The 15,722-nt window shown below is 69.1% G+C and carries 15 protein-coding genes; 6 read left to right on the plus strand and 9 right to left on the minus strand.

Annotated features, from left to right (window positions below):
* The first annotated feature begins 72 nt into the window (after positions 1-72).
* The gene (locus HDA44_RS07685) at positions 73-1,047 is read left to right on the plus strand and encodes a helix-turn-helix domain-containing protein (RefSeq protein ID WP_184832495.1); all 975 of its coding nucleotides are present in this window, start codon (positions 73-75) and stop codon (positions 1,045-1,047) included.
* Here HDA44_RS07685 and HDA44_RS07690 read toward each other — a convergent pair.
* From HDA44_RS07690 to HDA44_RS07700, 3 genes are all read right to left on the minus strand, one after another.
* Positions 1,044-1,685, minus strand: a complete 642-nt coding sequence (locus HDA44_RS07690; protein WP_238352388.1) for an HNH endonuclease family protein — start codon at positions 1,683-1,685, stop codon at positions 1,044-1,046. The genes HDA44_RS07685 and HDA44_RS07690 overlap by 4 nt on opposite strands.
* Before the next feature lie 105 nt (positions 1,686-1,790).
* Positions 1,791-2,552: a peroxide stress protein YaaA gene (locus HDA44_RS07695; protein WP_184832497.1), complete on the minus strand. Its 762-nt coding sequence runs from the start codon at positions 2,550-2,552 to the stop codon at positions 1,791-1,793.
* Positions 2,549-3,493, minus strand: coding sequence for an aldo/keto reductase (locus HDA44_RS07700; protein WP_202887257.1), 945 nt, complete (start codon positions 3,491-3,493; stop codon positions 2,549-2,551). The genes HDA44_RS07695 and HDA44_RS07700 overlap by 4 nt, the downstream gene beginning before the upstream one ends.
* A 34-nt stretch (positions 3,494-3,527) precedes the next feature.
* On the opposite strand from HDA44_RS07700, the gene pepN reads away from it, so the two are divergent.
* Both pepN and sepH read left to right on the plus strand, forming a co-directional pair.
* Complete coding sequence (pepN, locus tag HDA44_RS07705; protein WP_184832499.1) at positions 3,528-5,981, plus strand: aminopeptidase N; 2,454 nt, start codon at positions 3,528-3,530, stop codon at positions 5,979-5,981.
* A gap of 250 nt (positions 5,982-6,231) precedes the next feature.
* Positions 6,232-8,190, plus strand: a complete 1,959-nt coding sequence (gene sepH / locus HDA44_RS07710) for a septation protein SepH (RefSeq protein ID WP_184832501.1) — start codon at positions 6,232-6,234, stop codon at positions 8,188-8,190.
* A 119-nt stretch (positions 8,191-8,309) separates the two neighbouring features.
* On the opposite strand, the gene HDA44_RS07715 is transcribed toward sepH, so the two are convergent.
* Positions 8,310-8,738 (minus strand): MFS transporter, encoded by a 429-nt coding sequence (locus HDA44_RS07715; protein ID WP_202887259.1) that lies wholly within the window; start codon positions 8,736-8,738, stop codon positions 8,310-8,312.
* Positions 8,735-9,568 (minus strand): oxidoreductase, encoded by an 834-nt coding sequence (locus HDA44_RS07720; protein ID WP_184832503.1) that lies wholly within the window; start codon positions 9,566-9,568, stop codon positions 8,735-8,737. The genes HDA44_RS07715 and HDA44_RS07720 overlap by 4 nt, the downstream gene beginning before the upstream one ends.
* A 144-nt stretch (positions 9,569-9,712) precedes the next feature.
* Here HDA44_RS07720 and HDA44_RS38840 point away from each other — a divergent pair, with 144 nt between their 5' ends.
* Together HDA44_RS38840 and HDA44_RS07730 are read left to right on the plus strand one after the other, a co-directional pair.
* The gene (locus HDA44_RS38840) at positions 9,713-10,414 is read left to right on the plus strand and encodes a GbsR/MarR family transcriptional regulator (protein WP_184832505.1); all 702 of its coding nucleotides are present in this window, start codon (positions 9,713-9,715) and stop codon (positions 10,412-10,414) included.
* A 295-nt stretch (positions 10,415-10,709) separates the two neighbouring features.
* The gene (locus HDA44_RS07730) at positions 10,710-11,147 is read left to right on the plus strand and encodes a hypothetical protein (RefSeq protein WP_184832507.1); all 438 of its coding nucleotides are present in this window, start codon (positions 10,710-10,712) and stop codon (positions 11,145-11,147) included.
* A gap of 155 nt (positions 11,148-11,302) precedes the next feature.
* Here HDA44_RS07730 and HDA44_RS07735 read toward each other — a convergent pair whose 3' ends face one another.
* Positions 11,303-11,734, minus strand: a complete 432-nt coding sequence (locus HDA44_RS07735; protein ID WP_184832509.1) for a winged helix-turn-helix transcriptional regulator — start codon at positions 11,732-11,734, stop codon at positions 11,303-11,305.
* 56 nt (positions 11,735-11,790) lie between these two features.
* On the opposite strand from HDA44_RS07735, the gene HDA44_RS07740 reads away from it, so the two are divergent.
* Positions 11,791-12,588 (plus strand): NAD(P)H-binding protein, encoded by a 798-nt coding sequence (locus tag HDA44_RS07740; RefSeq protein ID WP_184832511.1) that lies wholly within the window; start codon positions 11,791-11,793, stop codon positions 12,586-12,588.
* A gap of 10 nt (positions 12,589-12,598) precedes the next feature.
* On the opposite strand, the gene HDA44_RS07745 is transcribed toward HDA44_RS07740, so the two are convergent.
* From HDA44_RS07745 to HDA44_RS07755, 3 genes are read right to left on the minus strand one after another with little or no spacing between them, the layout of a single operon-like run.
* Positions 12,599-13,156, minus strand: a complete 558-nt coding sequence (locus HDA44_RS07745; protein WP_184832513.1) for a GNAT family N-acetyltransferase — start codon at positions 13,154-13,156, stop codon at positions 12,599-12,601.
* Positions 13,153-14,421, minus strand: coding sequence for an ROK family transcriptional regulator (locus tag HDA44_RS07750; protein WP_184832515.1), 1,269 nt, complete (start codon positions 14,419-14,421; stop codon positions 13,153-13,155). Before HDA44_RS07750 ends, HDA44_RS07745 begins: the two co-directional genes overlap by 4 nt.
* Before the next feature lie 46 nt (positions 14,422-14,467).
* Entirely contained in the window at positions 14,468-15,721 is a 1,254-nt protein-coding gene (locus tag HDA44_RS07755; RefSeq protein WP_184832517.1) for an enolase C-terminal domain-like protein, read from the minus strand.
* Position 15,722: the final 1 nt, after the last annotated feature.

Raw genomic sequence — 15,722 nt, forward strand, 5'->3', positions numbered from 1 at the left:
GGCTTGTCCCGGACATGGCGCGAAGTCGCCAAACAGGTCGAGCGTGTCCAATCGACGAGATAGCCTGATCGGATGCTGGAGACGGTGGGGGTGGAGCCGCCCGACGAAGAGGCCTACCGGGCGCTGCTGACCGCGCCGGGCTGTGACGTCCGTGAGCTCGCCGGGCACCTCGGCCGGGACGAGCAGGAGCTGGCCGCGACGGTCGAGCGGCTGGAGAAGCTCGGTCTGCTGACGGTCACCTCCGACGACCCGGTGCGGTTGCTGCCGACCCGTCCCGATGTTGCGGTCGACGCGCTGGTCGCGGTCCGGCGGGCCGAGCTGGACCGGGTCCGCGCCGAAGCCCGGGTGCTGTTGTCGGAGGTGCGCGCCCAGGAGCAGCACCGCCCGGAGAATCTGGTCGAGGTGATCGTCGGCCAGGAGGCGATCGCCGCCCGGTTCGCCCAGTTGCTGAACGGGACGAAGAACCAGCTGCTGGTGCTGGACCGGCCGCCGTACGCCGCGCAGGCCGAGAAGTCCGACACCACGGTCCGCGGGCTACTCGGCGAGGGGGTGGTGGTCCACGGCATCTACTCCCCCGATTCGCTGGACATCCCCGGCGGCGTCGACGAGGCGTACAGCGCGGCCGATGCCGGCGAGACGTCCCGCGTACATCCGCAGCTGCCGATGAAGCTGGCCGTGTTCGACGCGAAGGCGGCGTTGTTGCCGCTGTCGGTGGATCAGTTGACCGACAGCGCGCTCGTCGTACACCCCTGCGCCCTGCTGGACGCGCTGATGGAGATGTTCTGGCTGCTGTGGGACCAGGCCGTGCCGGTCGTGCCGACGGCGAAGGCGGACCCGACCGACGCGCGGCTGATGACGCTGCTCGCCGCCGGGTTCAAGGACGACGCGATCGCCCGGCAGCTCGCGCTGAGCAGCCGGACGGTCGGTCGGCGGGTCGCGGAGCTGATGGAGACGCTGGGCGCGCGGACCCGGTTCCAGGCCGGGATCCACGCCCAGCGCCGCCACCTGCTGGAAGACGACCAGCGGACGACCAGCGCGGGCGACTAGCAGGTCGCCAGCATCTGCTGCAGCGCCGTCTTCTCCGCCGACTGCAGCGACAACTTGTACGTGTACTTCACCCAGATCCACTCCCGCGCGTACACGCAATGCACCGAGGTGTTGGTCGGCTTCCACTCGGCCGGGTCGCGGTCGCCCTTGGAGCGGTTGCTGGACGCCGACACCGCGATCAGCTGCGAGATGGTCAGGTTGTTCGCGAACTCCTGACGCTTGGCCTGGGTCCAGCCGCTCGCGCCGGACTTCCATGCCTCCGCGAGTGGCACGATGTGGTCGATGTCGACACCGGACGAGTCGTTGATGTACGTGGCGTCGTACACGCTGTACCAGCGGCCGGCCGTCGGCTGGCAGCTGCTGTCGACGGTCACGCCGGTGCCGTCCCGCTTCAGCACCTGCTCACGGGTGTCACAGGTACCCGACTGGTTGATCCAGTGCGGGAACTTGTCCCGGCTGTAACCCGTCGTCGACCCTTCCGCCTTCACGGTCAGGCCGGCCAGCTGGGTAGCCGCGGTGCTCGCCGAGGGCGGGGTCGGCGGGGCTGCGAGTGCCGGTCCGGCGCTCAGTGTCCAGGTGGTCGCTACGGCTGCCACTGTGGTGGCAAGGGCGGTGATGCGCGACATGGTGCGGGACATCGGTCAGGCCTCCGAAGGGTTGGGCGGTCCCCCTGACGTACGTCCCTCAGCCTTCCCTGGTCACGCAGGGTAGGAAACCACTCACCAGTTACAGTCGGGTGAACGTCAGTCGTGTTCGACCACGGTGAGCGTCCAGCCGGTGGCCGCGCGGTCCAGCTCGGCGTTCCAGCGTTCGCTGATCAGCTTGTGCAGTGACTTCGGGGTGCCTGGGTCCTTGCCGGATTCGAGCAGGTGCCGGGCGACCAGGCCGCGAGTGTGCTTCGCGTTGTGCGACACGACCGTACGGACGCCGTCGCGCTCCCGGACCACGTTCACGGCCACCCATTTCCCGGCTTGGCCGCCGGTCGGGCGCCACGCGGCCACGTACGTCGACGAGCGGCAATCCACGATCACGCCGTCGACATCGGCGAGGGCATTGCTCAGCGGATCGCGCCAGACCGAGGCGAGCGGTCCGTGGCCGGGCAGGGTCGTACCCATCGACAGCCGGTACGGCGGGACGCGGTCCGCCGGGCGGAGCGCACCCCACGCGGCGGAGACGACGAGCAGCCGGTTCGCGGCGCGGCGCTTCGTACCGGCGGAGAGGGTGGCGTAGCCGAGCGCGTCGTAGAGGACGCCGGAGTACAGCTCCGAAACCGGCACCGACGGCTCCGTACGCCAGCGGGTGTTGCGTTCGACCTCGGGCTGCAGCGAGGCGCCGACATCGAGTACGTCGAACGCGTCGGCCGACGCGGACACCTTCGCCAGCGTCTCCAGCACCTGCTCACGGACCGGGTTCAGCTCCGGAAACGACAACGTGGCGAAATCGACGGCCCGGCCGCGGGACCGGCCGCTCTTTCCTTCGGACGGCGGCAGGAGGATAAGGGTCACGTCAGGTCGTCCAGGGCGGCGAGGTCGGCGGGGGTCGGGTCCCAGGCGCCGGCGGCGACGTTCTGGGCGATCTGCTCCGGGCTGGTGGCGCCGGCGATCACGGACGCGACCGCGGGCTGCGCGGCCAGGCCGCCGATCGCGATGTCGATCATGGTCAGTTCACGCTCGGCCGCGAACGTGTCGAGCGCTTCAAGCTTGTCGAAGTCGGCCCGCGCCAGCCGCTCCGGCTGACCCGCCAGCCGGCTGCCGTCCGGCGCGTCGGCGCCGCGCTTGTACTTGCCGGTGAGCAGACCGGAGGCCAGCGGGAAGAAGGGCAGGATGCCGAGCCCGAGCTGCTCACAGGCCGGTACGAGCTCGTCCTCGACGTCGCGTTCGAGCAAGGAGTACTGGTTCTGGGCGCTGATGAAGTGCTCCAGGCCGTTGGACCGAGCAGTCCAGTCCGCGTCCACCACCTGCCAGGCGGCGAACTGCGAGCTGCCGAGGTACCGGACCTTGCCCTCGGCAACGAGCTCGGACAGCGCGGCCAGGGTCTCCTCGATCGGGGTGACCGGGTCCGGGAAGTGCAGCTGGTAGAGGTCGATCCAGTCCGTACCGAGCCGTCGAAGGCTCGCTTCGACCGCCTTCCGGATGTACCGGCGCGAGCCACGTACGCCCCAGTCCGGGCCGTTCGCACCCTGCATGTCGCCGCCGAACTTCGTGGCGATCACCACCTCGTCGCGGCGCGCACCGAGCGCCTTGCCGAGCAGTTCCTCGCTGAACCCGTGCTCGCCGCGGTAGATGTCAGCGGTGTCGAACAGCGTGATCCCCGCGTCGACCGCGGCATTCACCACCGCGTCCGTACGGGTCGCGTCCAGCCGCCGACCGAAGTTGTTACAGCCCAGCCCAACCACACTGACGGTCAGCCCCGAATCACCCAACTGCCGATACTTCATATCGCCCATGTGCTCAGCCTAATCACGGCATACAGTGGCACTCATGCCGAGTCTCACCGTCGACGGCGCCCGTACCCGGGCCGCCGCGCTTTCCGTCCAGTCGTACGACGTCGACCTCGACCTGACCCAGGGCGAGCGGACGTTCGGATCCAGGACCACGATCAGGTTCGCCGCGACCGCGCCGTCGAGCTGGGTGGACGTGAAACCGGACGAGCTGATCGCGGTCACCTTGAACGGCACGGCGGTCGACGTCGCGGGTCTGAACGACGGCCGGCTCGAGCTGACCGGGCTGCAGCCGGAGAACGAGCTTGTCGTGGTCGCCACCATGCTGTACTCGCACGACGGCGAAGGACTGCACCGGGCCGTCGATGCCGCGGACGGTCTCGCGTACACGTACGCGATGTCCTTCCTCGACGCCGGGCCCCGGATCTTCGCGTGCTTCGACCAGCCGGACCTGAAGGCGCCGTACCGGTTCAAGGTCACCGCGCCCGAGGACTGGCTGGTGCTCGGCAACGGCGCCGCCACGCAGGTGTCGCCCGGTCGCTGGGAGCTGGCCGAGACCAAGCCGCTGTCGACGTACTTCGTCACCATCGTCGCCGGCCCGTACCACCAGCTCACCGACTCCCACGACGGGATCGCGCTCAGCGTGGTCTCGCGGCAGTCGCTGAAGGACGCGCTGGACCGTGAGGCCGCGGACATCTTCGAGGTCACCAAGCAGTCCTTCGACGAGTACCACCGGATGTTCACCCATCGGTACCCGTTCGGCGAGTACCACCAGGCGTTCGTACCGGAGTTCAACGCCGGCGCGATGGAGAACCCGGGCTGCGTGACCTTCCGCGACCAGATGGTGTTCCGGTCCGCGGTCACCGACGGCGAGCGCAGCCAGCGGGCGCGGACCATCGTGCACGAGATGGCGCACCAGTGGTTCGGCGACACCGTGACGATGCAGTGGTGGAACGACCTCTGGCTGAACGAGTCCTTCGCCGAGTACATGGCGCACCGGGTGTCGACGAGCGCCACCCGGTACACGGACAACTGGATCGACTTCGCGTACATGCGCAAGTGGTGGGGTCTGCAGGCCGATCAGCGGTCGTCGACGCACCCGGTCGCCGCCGACGCGGTCAAGGACGCACTCGCCTCACTCGACGACTTCGACGGCATCTCGTACGCCAAGGGCGCGGCCGTGCTCAAGCAGCTGGCGGCGTACCTCGGTGACGACGTGTTCCTGGCCGGGGTGAACGCGCACATCGCGGCGAACGAGTTCGGCAACGCCACCTTCGCGGACCTGCTGGCCAAGTGGACCGAGGCCGGCGCGGTCGGGCTGGACGACTGGGCGCAGGCGTGGCTGCGTACGCCGGGACTGGACACGATCAGCGCGACGCGGACCGCGACCGGGATCAAGCTACGGCGGACTGCGCCGGCGGCGTACCCGGTGGCGCGGCCGCACAAGCTGACGGTGGCCGGGTACGACGCGGACGGACGCGCCACGACGGTCGACGTACTCGTCGACGCGGACGAGGTGGACGTGGAACTCGACCCGTCGCTCGCCGTGGTGATCCCGGACGCGGGTGACGACAGCTGGGCGAAGATCCGGCTCGACGCGGAGAGTCTGGCGAACCTCGCGGCGGTGCTGCCGAAGATCGAGGACGGGGTGACGCGGGCCGTCGTACTGAACAGTGTCCGGGACGCGGTGGCGGACGCCGAGCTGGATCCGAAGGTCGGGTTCGACGTGGTGCTCGGGATGCTGCCGAGTGAGCAGAGCGACATCGGTGTTTCCACCTTGCTCAACTGGGCGAGTACGCATCTGCTGGGCGTGTACCTGCCGTACGAGCCGTACCGTGGTCAGCTTGCTTCAGTGCTTGGTGCGCGGCTTGAGACGGTTGAGCCGGAGAGCAGCGTGCAGTTGTCGGTGGCGCGCGGGTTCGCGCGGTTCAGCGACGACGCCGAGCGGTTGCAGGGGTGGCTCGCGGGCTCCGGCGTACCCGCTGGGGTGACGATGGATGCCGACCTGCGGTGGCTGGTGACGCTGCAGCTCGCTCGGCTCGGTGCTGTTGGTGATGCGGACATCGACGCTGAGCTCGCTCGGGACTCCTCGTCCGAGGGTGTCGTGCATGCGACCCGGTGCCGGGCCGCGCTGCCGACCGCCACGGCCAAGGAGCGTGCCTGGACGCGGATCATGACCGACGCCGACCTGCCGAACTACGAGCTGTACGCGGCGTGCGAAGGGTTCTGGCATCCGGCGCAGGAGTCGCTGACCGCGGCGTACGTGGACAGGTACTTCGCGGAGATCGCCGGTACCGAGAAGCTGCGCTCCGGTTGGGTCGTGGCGACCTGTGCGCGGCTGGCGTTTCCGCGGTACGCGATCGAACAGCGGGTGGTCGACCGGGCCGCCGGGCTGTTGGCGGACGAGTCGGTCGCGGCCGGGATCCGGCGGTCGATCGGCGACAGTTCGGACGATGTCGCGCGGGCGCTCGCGGTGCGTTCGGCGTACCTGTGATGGGTGCCTGGGGTGGGTGCCGTGATGGGTGCTTGGCGTGGCCTTGGCTGAGTACGCGCTGAGTCGTTGCCGGTGGTCACGCGGCGTTGTGACTAGTGTGACTGGTGTGACCAGGAGGACCCTGGTGACCAGGCAAGATGTGATTTCGTGACGTAACCTCCACAATGACCGGACGGCACGGCGCGCCGGTCTTGGTCAGGCAGCACGTCCCGGGAGAGACTGTCGAGAACCGCACAGGAGAACAAGGTCAATGCGCGAGGCGAGGCTCGTCGGTCTGAGCCAGGACGGAAAACAGCTCGTCCTGGCGATGGCAGAGACGGGTGAAGAGTTCGCCGTACCGGTCGACGACCGGTTGCGTGCGGCCCTCCGCGGCGACCGTGCCCGACTCGGCCAGCTGGAGATTCAAATGGAGAGCGCGCTGCGCCCACGAGACATCCAGGCCCGGATCCGGGCCGGCGAAAGTCCCGAGGCGGTGGCCGCCGTCGCGCAGATGCCGATGGAACGCGTGATGGCGTTCGCCGGCCCGGTCCTGGCCGAGCGGGACCACATCGCGAACCTCGCCCAGCGCGCCTCCGTCCGCCGCCGCGGCGGCGGCGACGCGCCCACCCGCAACCTCGGCGCCTGGGTCACCGACCGCCTGCGTACCCGCCACATCGACCCGGCATCGGCCGAATGGGACGCCTGGCGCCGCGAGGACGGCCGGTGGGCGGTGCGCGTTTCGTACTTCGTCGAGTCCGAGGACAGCGACGATTCCGAGGCGGAGGCGAAGGACGAAAAGGTCGCCATGTTCGCGTACGACGCCCCCGGCCGGTACGCGGTCCCGGACGACGACGAGGCCCGCTGGCTGGTAGGCGAGCAGCCCCAGGTCGTACCCGCACCCGTCCAGCCCCACCCCGGCGAACGCCGCCTCACCGCGGTCGCCGACATCGACCCCGCCCTCGCCCCCGACCACGGCGCCGACAGCTACGAAGCCGGCTTCGAAGACACCATCGCCCTCCGCCGCCGAAACCACCCATCCTCCCGCGACACCGAACGCTATGAACCCGAAGCCGGCCGGGACGGCTCGGGCTTTGGACGTGACGGTGGTCAGGACGGGCGCGGGTTTGCCCGGGAGGCGGGGCGCGACGACAGCGGGCGTGACTTCGGCGTGGAAGGCCGTCGCGACGGTGAGGCCGGCCGGAGCGCGGGACCTGACTTCGGGCGCGACACCGGCGAGCGAGCTACCGGGCGTGAGTTCGGGCGCGACACCGGCGAGCGTGGTGCGGGGCGTGAGTTCGGGCGTGAAAGCGCGCGCGATGGTGCACGGGGTCCGCGGCGGGTGCATTCGGTGCCTGACCCGGACGAAGAGCCGACCCTGATCGACGTACCTCTCGACCAGCCCCCGGCCCCCCGCCCATCGGTCCGCGCCGTCGAGCGCCCCACCGATCCCCCCGCCTTCGCCTCCCCACCAGAAGACCACACCAGCGACCAGTCCCCCCGTACACACCACCAGCCAACCCGCAACACTCACCCCACCGAGGCACCCCACTCCTCCGACCACTCGGATCCCCACACCCCCGCCGCCCACTCAACAGACCGCCGCCCCACGGATCCACGCACCTCCGACCCCACTCAACCCGCTCCCCGCCCAGCATCCCCACACCCCGCGGAAGCACACACCTCCGAGCCCACTCGGACCGATCCGCGCCCCGGGGAACCACGTACGTCCGAGCCCACTCCGCGCCCCCCGGAAGCACGTACGTCCGAATCCACTCGACGCGTCGCGGAACCGCACGGATCCGAGTCACCTCGGACCGGCCCGCGCCCCGCGGAACCGCATGCGTCCGAGTCTGCCCGGACTGCTTCACGCCGCGCGGATGTGCGTACTGCTGAGGCCGGTCAGGCCGGTGCTCGCTCAACCGACCGTCGCCTCGCGGATCCCGCCGAGCCGCGTAACACCGAGCCAGGCAGCGCCGAGCCGCGTAACGCCGGTCCGCGCCCAGCCGATCCGCGTTCCGCGTCAGCCGGTTCCCGCCCAGCTGATCCGCGTACGCCTGAGTCAGCTGAGGTCGACGCCCAGCCGACGCTCCCGGACGGCACCGACACGTCCGCGACGGCGAACCCACCCGACGACACCCCAGCCGAGCCGAAGAAGAAACCGGCCCGCCGGAACAAGCGCGCCAGCGTACCCAGCTGGGACGAAATCATGTTCGGCAAGAAAGCCGACTGACCCCCGACCGAGCACGAACCGGTCAGCCGACTGCCGGCGGCGATCCGTCGGCTGACTGCTGGCATCCGGCAATCAGCGGACCTCCGACGACGAACAGCCGGCTGGTTGGTGGTGGATGGCTAGCTGGGGACGGATGTGGGTTGATGCGAGCGGTCTACCGTGCCGGGCAGCCACGCGAGTGCCAATACCAGGCCGAGCACCGCCAGACCGAGTACCGCGCGTGCTCCGATGAACATGCCGGTCGAGTTCGCGTACGCGGCGGCCAGCGAACTGATGCCGAAGATGGCCAGCGCGGCCAGGAGCGTCTTCTTGCGCCCGAGCCGGTCGCCGATCATGCCCGCCGGGATCATCCCGGCGGCAAGCACGAGCGTGTAGACGGCGACGAACCACTGCAGCTGCGAGTTGCCGGCGTTCAGGTCTTCGGCCATCGTCGGCAGCGCCAGGTTCAGAATCGTCGCGTCGAACCCGACCGCCAGCGAAACCAGCACCAGCGCGGCCAACGCCCACCACCGCCGCGGATTCGGCTCCCCGCCTGATTCGCGGGTCATTTCGGCGTCTCCTTGCCGGCGTCGGTCAGGAGCTTGTCGAAGTCGCGGTCGGACAGCGATCTGTTCAGGTCCAGAAGTTCGGTCGCCATGAAGCCCACCGGGTAACGCGTCTCGGGCCTGGCGGATTCGACCGCCTGCAGGATCGCCGCGGCGACAACGCTCGGGTCGCTGCCTTGACTGTTCTCGCCGAGTTGCGCCTCGGCCCGCCGCGCCATCGATTCGGCCATTTCCGCGTACGCGGTAGTACCGGAGATCGCGCGAAGATCCGCAGCCGTACGATCCTCGAAACCGGTCTTGACGATGCCCGGCTGGACGATCACGACATCGATGCCGAACGGTTCGACCTCCATCCGGAGCGTGTCGGAGTACGCCTCCAGCGCGTGCTTGGTCGCGTAGTACCAGCAGCCGAGCGGAAGCGCGATCTCGCCGCCGACCGAGGAGATGTTGACAATCGTGCCGGAGCCGCGATCGCGCATCTGTGGCAGGACGAGCTGGATCAGCCGGGCGGGCGCGAAGACGTTGACCTCGAACTGGTCGCGCGCCAGCTCGAGCGGGATGTCCTCGGCCGCGCCGTGCAGGACGGTGCCGGCGTTGTTGATCAGTACGTCGAGCCGGCCCTGCTCCGCGATGATCGTGGTGACGACCCGTTCCAGGTCGTCGGGCCGGCGCACGTCGAGCTCCAGCGCACGGCCACCGGCGGCGACGATGTCGTCCATGTTGGGCAACCGCCGCGCGGCGCCGTACACGATGTGCCCGGCACGGCTGAACTCGAGCGCGGTGGCCTTGCCGATTCCCGCGGAAGCGCCGGTGACGAGAACGACCTTCTGCATCTGTTCTTCCTCTTCGTGGTCTCTCCAGGAGGTTAGGTTTGTAGAGCGAAGTGAACAAGTCAGCTATCTTGTTTGCGCAGGTCAGAGCACAAATGTTGGTGCAATGATGATGTAGCTGATTGCAATTCGACGGAGGGTTGGCAGATGCCTGGGGACCGATTGACAGCCGATCAGCGGCGCCGGATCGCCGACGGACTGACGTCCGGGCTGACGTACGCGGAGATCGCCCGGCGGCTGGGGCGTCCGACCTCGACCATCACCCGTGAGATCGCGCGGAACGGCGGCCCGCACGCGTACCGCGCGGCGCGGGCGCAGTTGGCGACCAGTTGGCGCGCGCGGCGCCGCAAACACCCGTCCGCCGCCGGCCTTCCGGCCGCCGTGGACGGTGAGCCCCCGTCGGTACGGGACTTCGAGGCCCGGTTCGTGACGTTGATGACCGAGACCGGGATGGCTCCGATGACCGCTCGGGTGTTCGTCGCGCTTTTCATCAGCGAAGGTGGCAGTCTCACGGCCGGGGAGTTGATGCACCATCTGCAGGTCAGCCCCGCGACGATCTCGCACGCGATCCGGTGGCTGGAACAGCGGGAGCTGGTCTCCCGGGAGCGCGAGGCCCGCCGGGTCCGGTACATCGTCGACATCGATGCTTGGTACCAGGCTTGGACGGTCAGCGCCCGCTCGATGGTGCGCTGGGCCGACACCACCCGGCAGGGCGCCGACATCTTCGGCGCCGACACCCCCACCGGCGACCGCCTCCACCTCACCAGCCAGTTCCTCGAACACCTGAGCCAAGACATGCTCCGCGCCGCCGAACACTGGCGCCACACCTTCACCCGACAACGCACCTGAACCGGCCCACGACAAACACGATCCTGCTCCCCAGCACCACGGCCGAAGTCAGGTGCCATCGGCACCCTCCCGCGTTCCTCCGCGGCGACCCTTGCTGACACATCACGGACAGTCGTCCCAGATTGCGGACGGTGTTTGGTGATCGGGTTGGGGTGCTGTCATGATCTTGCGCATGCAGATGCTGTGTTGTTGCTGTTGTCAGTGTTGTCACTGACGCGCGCCGGCGACTCCGGCGCGCGCGGCCCTGACCCTTTCCGTGGCCCGCCCGCCGACACAGCATTCACAGGAATCCCGCATGAATCTCCCGGCTCTCGCCGACCTGCTCGCATCCCGTGGCCTCCGGCTGCTTCCCGGTTCGTACGCCGTCCCGGTCGAGCTGCTGGTCCAGTTGCCTGACGCAACAATCGCGCACTTCACCGCCCGCGGCACCATGCTCCGCCTGCGTACGTACGCCCCGGACGCGCTCACCACCATCACCATCCCCGCCGAATGCGGCTGCGGCGACCACCACCCACAAACCGGCCCCACCCGGGTGGTCCTCAGCCGGTACGCGACCCCACTCGAGGAACGCACCGTCCACGGCGACCACGCCTACAACTGGCACCACCACGAAGCCGGCCTACTCCCCCTCCCCGCCGCCACCCACCACTTCCTCGCCCTCCTGTCCACACTCCCCACCTCCACTCCCGACTCCCCCGCTCCCACCCCAGCCCACTCCCTGGTCCCAGCCTGAGGCTCGCCTGCGCGGGGCTTGCCTGCTCCGCTGGAGGGTTGCCCCCTGGAAATTCGGAGGGGCAACCCTCCACCTGCGGGGATACCCCTTCAAAGGGAGGGTTCGGCCCGTCACCCACAAGGCGGGCGGGGTACGGGGTGCGCGGTGGGGCGGGGTTAGGGGCGGCGGTGGGGTGGTTGGGTGGTGTCGTAGTGGTGGCGGGCGGCTTCTACCTGGGTGAGGTTGGGGGACCAGGTGGCCAGGGAGTGGAAGAGGGGGGCGAGGGTACGGCCCAGGGGGCTGATCTCGTATTCGACGCGGGGTGGGACCTCGGCGTAGTAGGTGCGGGTGATCAGGCCGTCGCGTTCCAGTTGGCGGAGGCGCTGGGTGAGGACCTTGGGGGTGATCGAGCCGATCCGGTGCTGGAGTTCGACGAAGCGCTGGCGGCCGTACTCGTTCAGGGACCAGAGGATCGGCGTGGTCCAACGGCTGAAGACCAGGTCGACCACCGGCGCGATCGGACACGCCTGTACGGGGTCGACGGCGGCTGAATCTACTGTCCCAGCTGTGGCTGCCGCGGGGGTGGTGGGGAGAGTGGGGTCGGTCACAACGGCGATACTATCCTCTAGGTACCTACTATCCGTGGGCGATTAGCGTTGTGGGCATGATTGTTGTTACTGGAGCTACTGGGAATGTAGGTCGTCCGCTTGTTGGTGCTCTTCGGGGTGTGGGGGAAGAGGTGCGTGCGGTGTCGCGGCGTGGGGGTGAGTATCGGGTGGATCTGACGGAACCCGAGAGCCTGGCGCCGGCGCTTGCGGGTGCGAAGGCTGTTTTTCTGCTGACTGCTGCTGATTTCCTTGCTCGTGGCAACCTCCAGGACGTGGTCGACGTCGTCCGCGCAGCGGGGGTGCCGCGGGTGGTGTTGCTGTCGTCGCAAGGGGTCGCGACCAAGCGGCATCCGTCGATTCATGAGGATGCCGTGACTGGGTCGGGGCTGGAGTGGACCATTCTGCGGCCGAACAACTTCGCCAGCAACGCGTACGCGTGGGCCGACTCGATCCGGACTCAGCGCGTGATGGCGGCACCGTTCGTGGATGTCGCACTCCCTGCCGTTGACCCGGCCGATATCGCGGACATGGCGGCGGCCGCGCTGAGCGGCGACGGGCACGTCAACGCGGCGTACACGCTCACCGGCCCGGCCGCGATCTCGCCCCGGGAGCAGGCCGCGACCATTCAGGAGGTACTAGGTACGCCGATCCAGCTGATCGAACTGACCCGAGACCAAGCCCGTGAAGGCATGCTCGCCTACATACCGGCGCCGGTCGTCGAGTCGACCCTCGACGTACTCGGCTCCCCCTCGCCGATCGAGCAACAGGTGAGCCCGGACATCCAGCGCGTACTCGGCCGCGCGCCGCGTACCTTCGCCGACTGGGTCAGCCGCAACGCCGCGGCGTTCAGCTGACCCGGCATGATCAGGCGCCAGGCTCCCGCGAATTGAGAATCCGCTGGTACAGGTTGCAGTCCTGCCAGTACCCGTCGATATGCAGGTACGTAGGAGCCATCCCGATCTGCTGAAAGCCAGTGCGCTCCAGAACACGCTGCGATGCGGCGTTCCCAGTGAGCGTACTGGCTTCGATCCGATGCAGTTTCAACTCGGAATCGGCCACCGAAGCCACCGCCTCGACCGCCAGCGTCGCCAATCCACGACCAAGCGCGTCCGGCGCCAGCCAGTACCCCAAGCTGGCACTGCGGAACGGCCCAGGCACCAGATCGCTCAAGGTGATCGCACCGACGATCCGGGCACCTTCCGCCAGTACCCACGGAACGGCGTGCCCGGTCTGGTAGCGATCGAGTTGGTACACCAAACGCTCCAACTGCCCGTCAGTAGTGAACCAATGCTCGGTCCGCACCGGCTCCCACTGACGCAGGTGCTCGCGGCTCCGAACCTGGGCGTCCGCGAGCGCGGCAGCGTCATCGAGCGTGGAAAGCCGAAGCTCGACCTCGGCGGTCAACAGGCGGGGTGCGATCACTTCGGCAGCCTACGGGCCTGACTCGAGCCGGAAACCCGTGGGGTGAACGCGTCGTGGAAGATCGTCGACGCCGCCCCGATCGCCGCCGCGTCGGTCTGCAGGATCGACTCCTCGACCTCCACCGGCCGGGTCTCGCGGGCCAGCGGGTGCGCGTTCACCGCGCGCCCGATCTCGGCGAGGAAGATCGCCGAGATCTCCGGCATGAACGCCGGCCCGCCGAGCACCACCAGATCGATGTCGAGCAGATCGACCAGACCGACCGCGCCCTGACCGATCACCCGCGCGATCTGCCTGACCGCCTGCACCGCGGCCTCGTCCCCGTCGGCGACCGCCTTGCACACCGCTTTGTACCGCTTCGCCTCGTCGGTCGCGTTCGCGTCCTTCTCCACGTACCCGAACTCGGCCGCGATCACCGGCAGCGATGCGGTCGGGTTGCATTCCGGTACGAGCCGCGGGCCGTTCTCCGCGTCCCACTCCCCCACCCGCAGGGCCGCGATCTGCCCGAACTCACCGGCGTTCGCCGTACCGCCACGGTAGATCGAGCCGTTCAGGATCAGCCCGGTGCCGACGCCCGTACCGAGGTAGAGGTACGCGAAGTCCCGCGCCCGCGCCGACCGGCCGATCCAGCGTTCGCCGGTCGCGGCCGCCGTGCCGTCCTTTTCCACCAGCACCGGATGGTTCAGCCGTTCGTGCAGCAGCTTGCGGATCGGCAGCCCGCGCCAGGCCGGCTGCAGCGGCAGCGCGAGCAGTGACCCGTCGGCGTCGATCGGACCTGGTACGGCGACGCCGACGCCGAGCATCGAGGCCGGATCGACCTGGCTGATGCTCAACGCCGATGTCACTGTCGCCGCGGTCAGGTCGACGAGCTTCCCGGCCTGCAGGTCCTTCGCCAGATCGACCGTCTCGCGGCGCACGATCGTTCCGTCCAGGTCGACCACCGCGACGGTCAGCAGCTCGGGGTCGATGTGGATCCCGACCGCGTGCGCCGCCTTCGACCGGAGCCGGACCGGCGTCCGTGGCTTGCCTAGCCGTTCGGCACGCTCCTGCGCCTGCTCGACCAGCAGACCTTGCTGGAGGAGGATACGCAGGATCCGCGACACCGACTGCTGGGTGAGACCGGTCCGGTGGGAGATCTCGGTCCGGCTGATGGTGCCCGCCAGCCGGATCGTCTCGATGATCACTGCCTCGTTGAACGACCCCAGGTCGTACTGGTTCGCGCCCGCCTGCCGCGGCCCGTCGACGACCGGTCCAGCTGACTCGCTCATCGCACCGCCCCCTCTCAGCCGCGATAGTACTGCGGTCGAGTACCGATCACGGTGCTTCGAGCGCCCCGTCGGGACGTCGCACCCCGGCGGCCCACTCGTCATGCCCGGACAACTCGGCCGGGTACCGCGCGGCCGCCTCCAGGTCGAGGTCGATACCCCAGCCCGGCGTCTCGTTCGGCCGCAGCCAGCCGTTCTCGATCCGCAACGTGCCGGGGAACACCTCGTACGTCGCGTCGTTGTAGACGTGCCCCTCTTGGATGCCGAAGGCAACAGACGTGACGTCCAGCGCGACGTTCGCCGCGGCGCCGATCGGCGACGTGTCACCCGGTCCGTGCCAGGCGGTGCGTACGCCGCAGAGCTCCGCGAGGTCGGCCAGCTTCCGGGCGGCGGTCAGCCCGCCGATGTCCGAGACGTGCGAGCGAATGAAGTCCACGCCGTGGTCCCGGATCAGCCGCACCGCGTCCGTCATCGACGTGGTCAGCTCACCGACGGCCAGCGGCACCGGCGACGCCGCTCGTACCTCAGGCAACCGGTCCCAGTACTCCGGCGCCAGCACGTCCTCCAGGAAGAACAGCCGGTACGGCTCGAGTGACCGCGCCAGCAGCACGGCCTCCTTCGGCGTCAGCCGGGAGTGCACGTCGTGCAGCAGCTCGATGTTGTCCGGCAGCACCTGACGCGCCTCGGCGAACAGCTCCGGCGTAGTGCGCAGGTAGTCCCGCGCCGACCAGCCGTTGCGGTACGGCGCGTCCGGGTAGAGCGTCGGCACCTGCGGCGCCCCGTACCCGCCGCCGCCTGGCGTCGAGACCTGCAGCCGGATGTGCCGCAAGCCCTGGTCGATCAGTGTCTTCGCGTGGTCGAGCGTGTCACCGATCGTCTTGCCGCTGGCATGCAGGTACGTGTCGGCGGCGGCGCGGACCTTGCCGCCGAGCAGCTCGTACACGGGCATGCCGGCGCGCTTGCCGGCGATGTCCCACAGCGCCTGGTCGACGCCGGAGATCGCGTTGTTCGTGACCGGTCCGCCGCGCCAGTACCCGGAGAAGCCGATCAGGCGGGTCAGGTCGCCGATGTCACCCGGGTAGCGGCCGACGAGCAGCCGGGACACGTGCTCGTCGATGAACGTCTGGACCGCCTTCCAGCGCTGGGTGAATGTCGCGCACCCGAGCCCGTACAGGCCGGGCTCGGTGGTGTCGATCTTCACGATCACCAGCGGGATGCCTTGCGGGGCGGTCACGATCGCCTGGACCGAGCGGATTCGCAGGTCGTCCCGGGCCGGCCACGGCTGGTCGAAGTTCGAGGGCATG

Source organism: Kribbella solani, from assembly GCF_014205295.1.
Classification (GTDB): Bacteria; Actinomycetota; Actinomycetes; order Propionibacteriales; family Kribbellaceae; genus Kribbella; species Kribbella solani.

What these genes read in the sequence shown, in the direction of transcription:
- HDA44_RS07685 (WP_184832495.1), top strand. Translation starts at nt 73, where the DNA reads ATGCTGGAGACGGTGGGGGTGGAGCCGCCCGACGAAGAGGCCTACCGG.
- HDA44_RS07690 (WP_238352388.1), bottom strand. Translation starts at nt 1,685, where the DNA reads ATGTCCCGCACCATGTCGCGCATCACCGCCCTTGCCACCACAGTGGCA.
- HDA44_RS07700 (WP_202887257.1), bottom strand. Translation starts at nt 3,493, where the DNA reads ATGGGCGATATGAAGTATCGGCAGTTGGGTGATTCGGGGCTGACCGTC.
- pepN (WP_184832499.1), top strand. Translation starts at nt 3,528, where the DNA reads ATGCCGAGTCTCACCGTCGACGGCGCCCGTACCCGGGCCGCCGCGCTT.
- sepH (WP_184832501.1), top strand. Translation starts at nt 6,232, where the DNA reads ATGCGCGAGGCGAGGCTCGTCGGTCTGAGCCAGGACGGAAAACAGCTC.
- HDA44_RS07715 (WP_202887259.1), bottom strand. Translation starts at nt 8,738, where the DNA reads ATGACCCGCGAATCAGGCGGGGAGCCGAATCCGCGGCGGTGGTGGGCG.
- HDA44_RS07720 (WP_184832503.1), bottom strand. Translation starts at nt 9,568, where the DNA reads ATGCAGAAGGTCGTTCTCGTCACCGGCGCTTCCGCGGGAATCGGCAAG.
- HDA44_RS38840 (WP_184832505.1), top strand. Translation starts at nt 9,713, where the DNA reads ATGCCTGGGGACCGATTGACAGCCGATCAGCGGCGCCGGATCGCCGAC.
- HDA44_RS07730 (WP_184832507.1), top strand. Translation starts at nt 10,710, where the DNA reads ATGAATCTCCCGGCTCTCGCCGACCTGCTCGCATCCCGTGGCCTCCGG.
- HDA44_RS07740 (WP_184832511.1), top strand. Translation starts at nt 11,791, where the DNA reads ATGATTGTTGTTACTGGAGCTACTGGGAATGTAGGTCGTCCGCTTGTT.
- HDA44_RS07750 (WP_184832515.1), bottom strand. Translation starts at nt 14,421, where the DNA reads ATGAGCGAGTCAGCTGGACCGGTCGTCGACGGGCCGCGGCAGGCGGGC.
- HDA44_RS07755 (WP_184832517.1), bottom strand. Translation starts at nt 15,721, where the DNA reads ATGCCCTCGAACTTCGACCAGCCGTGGCCGGCCCGGGACGACCTGCGA.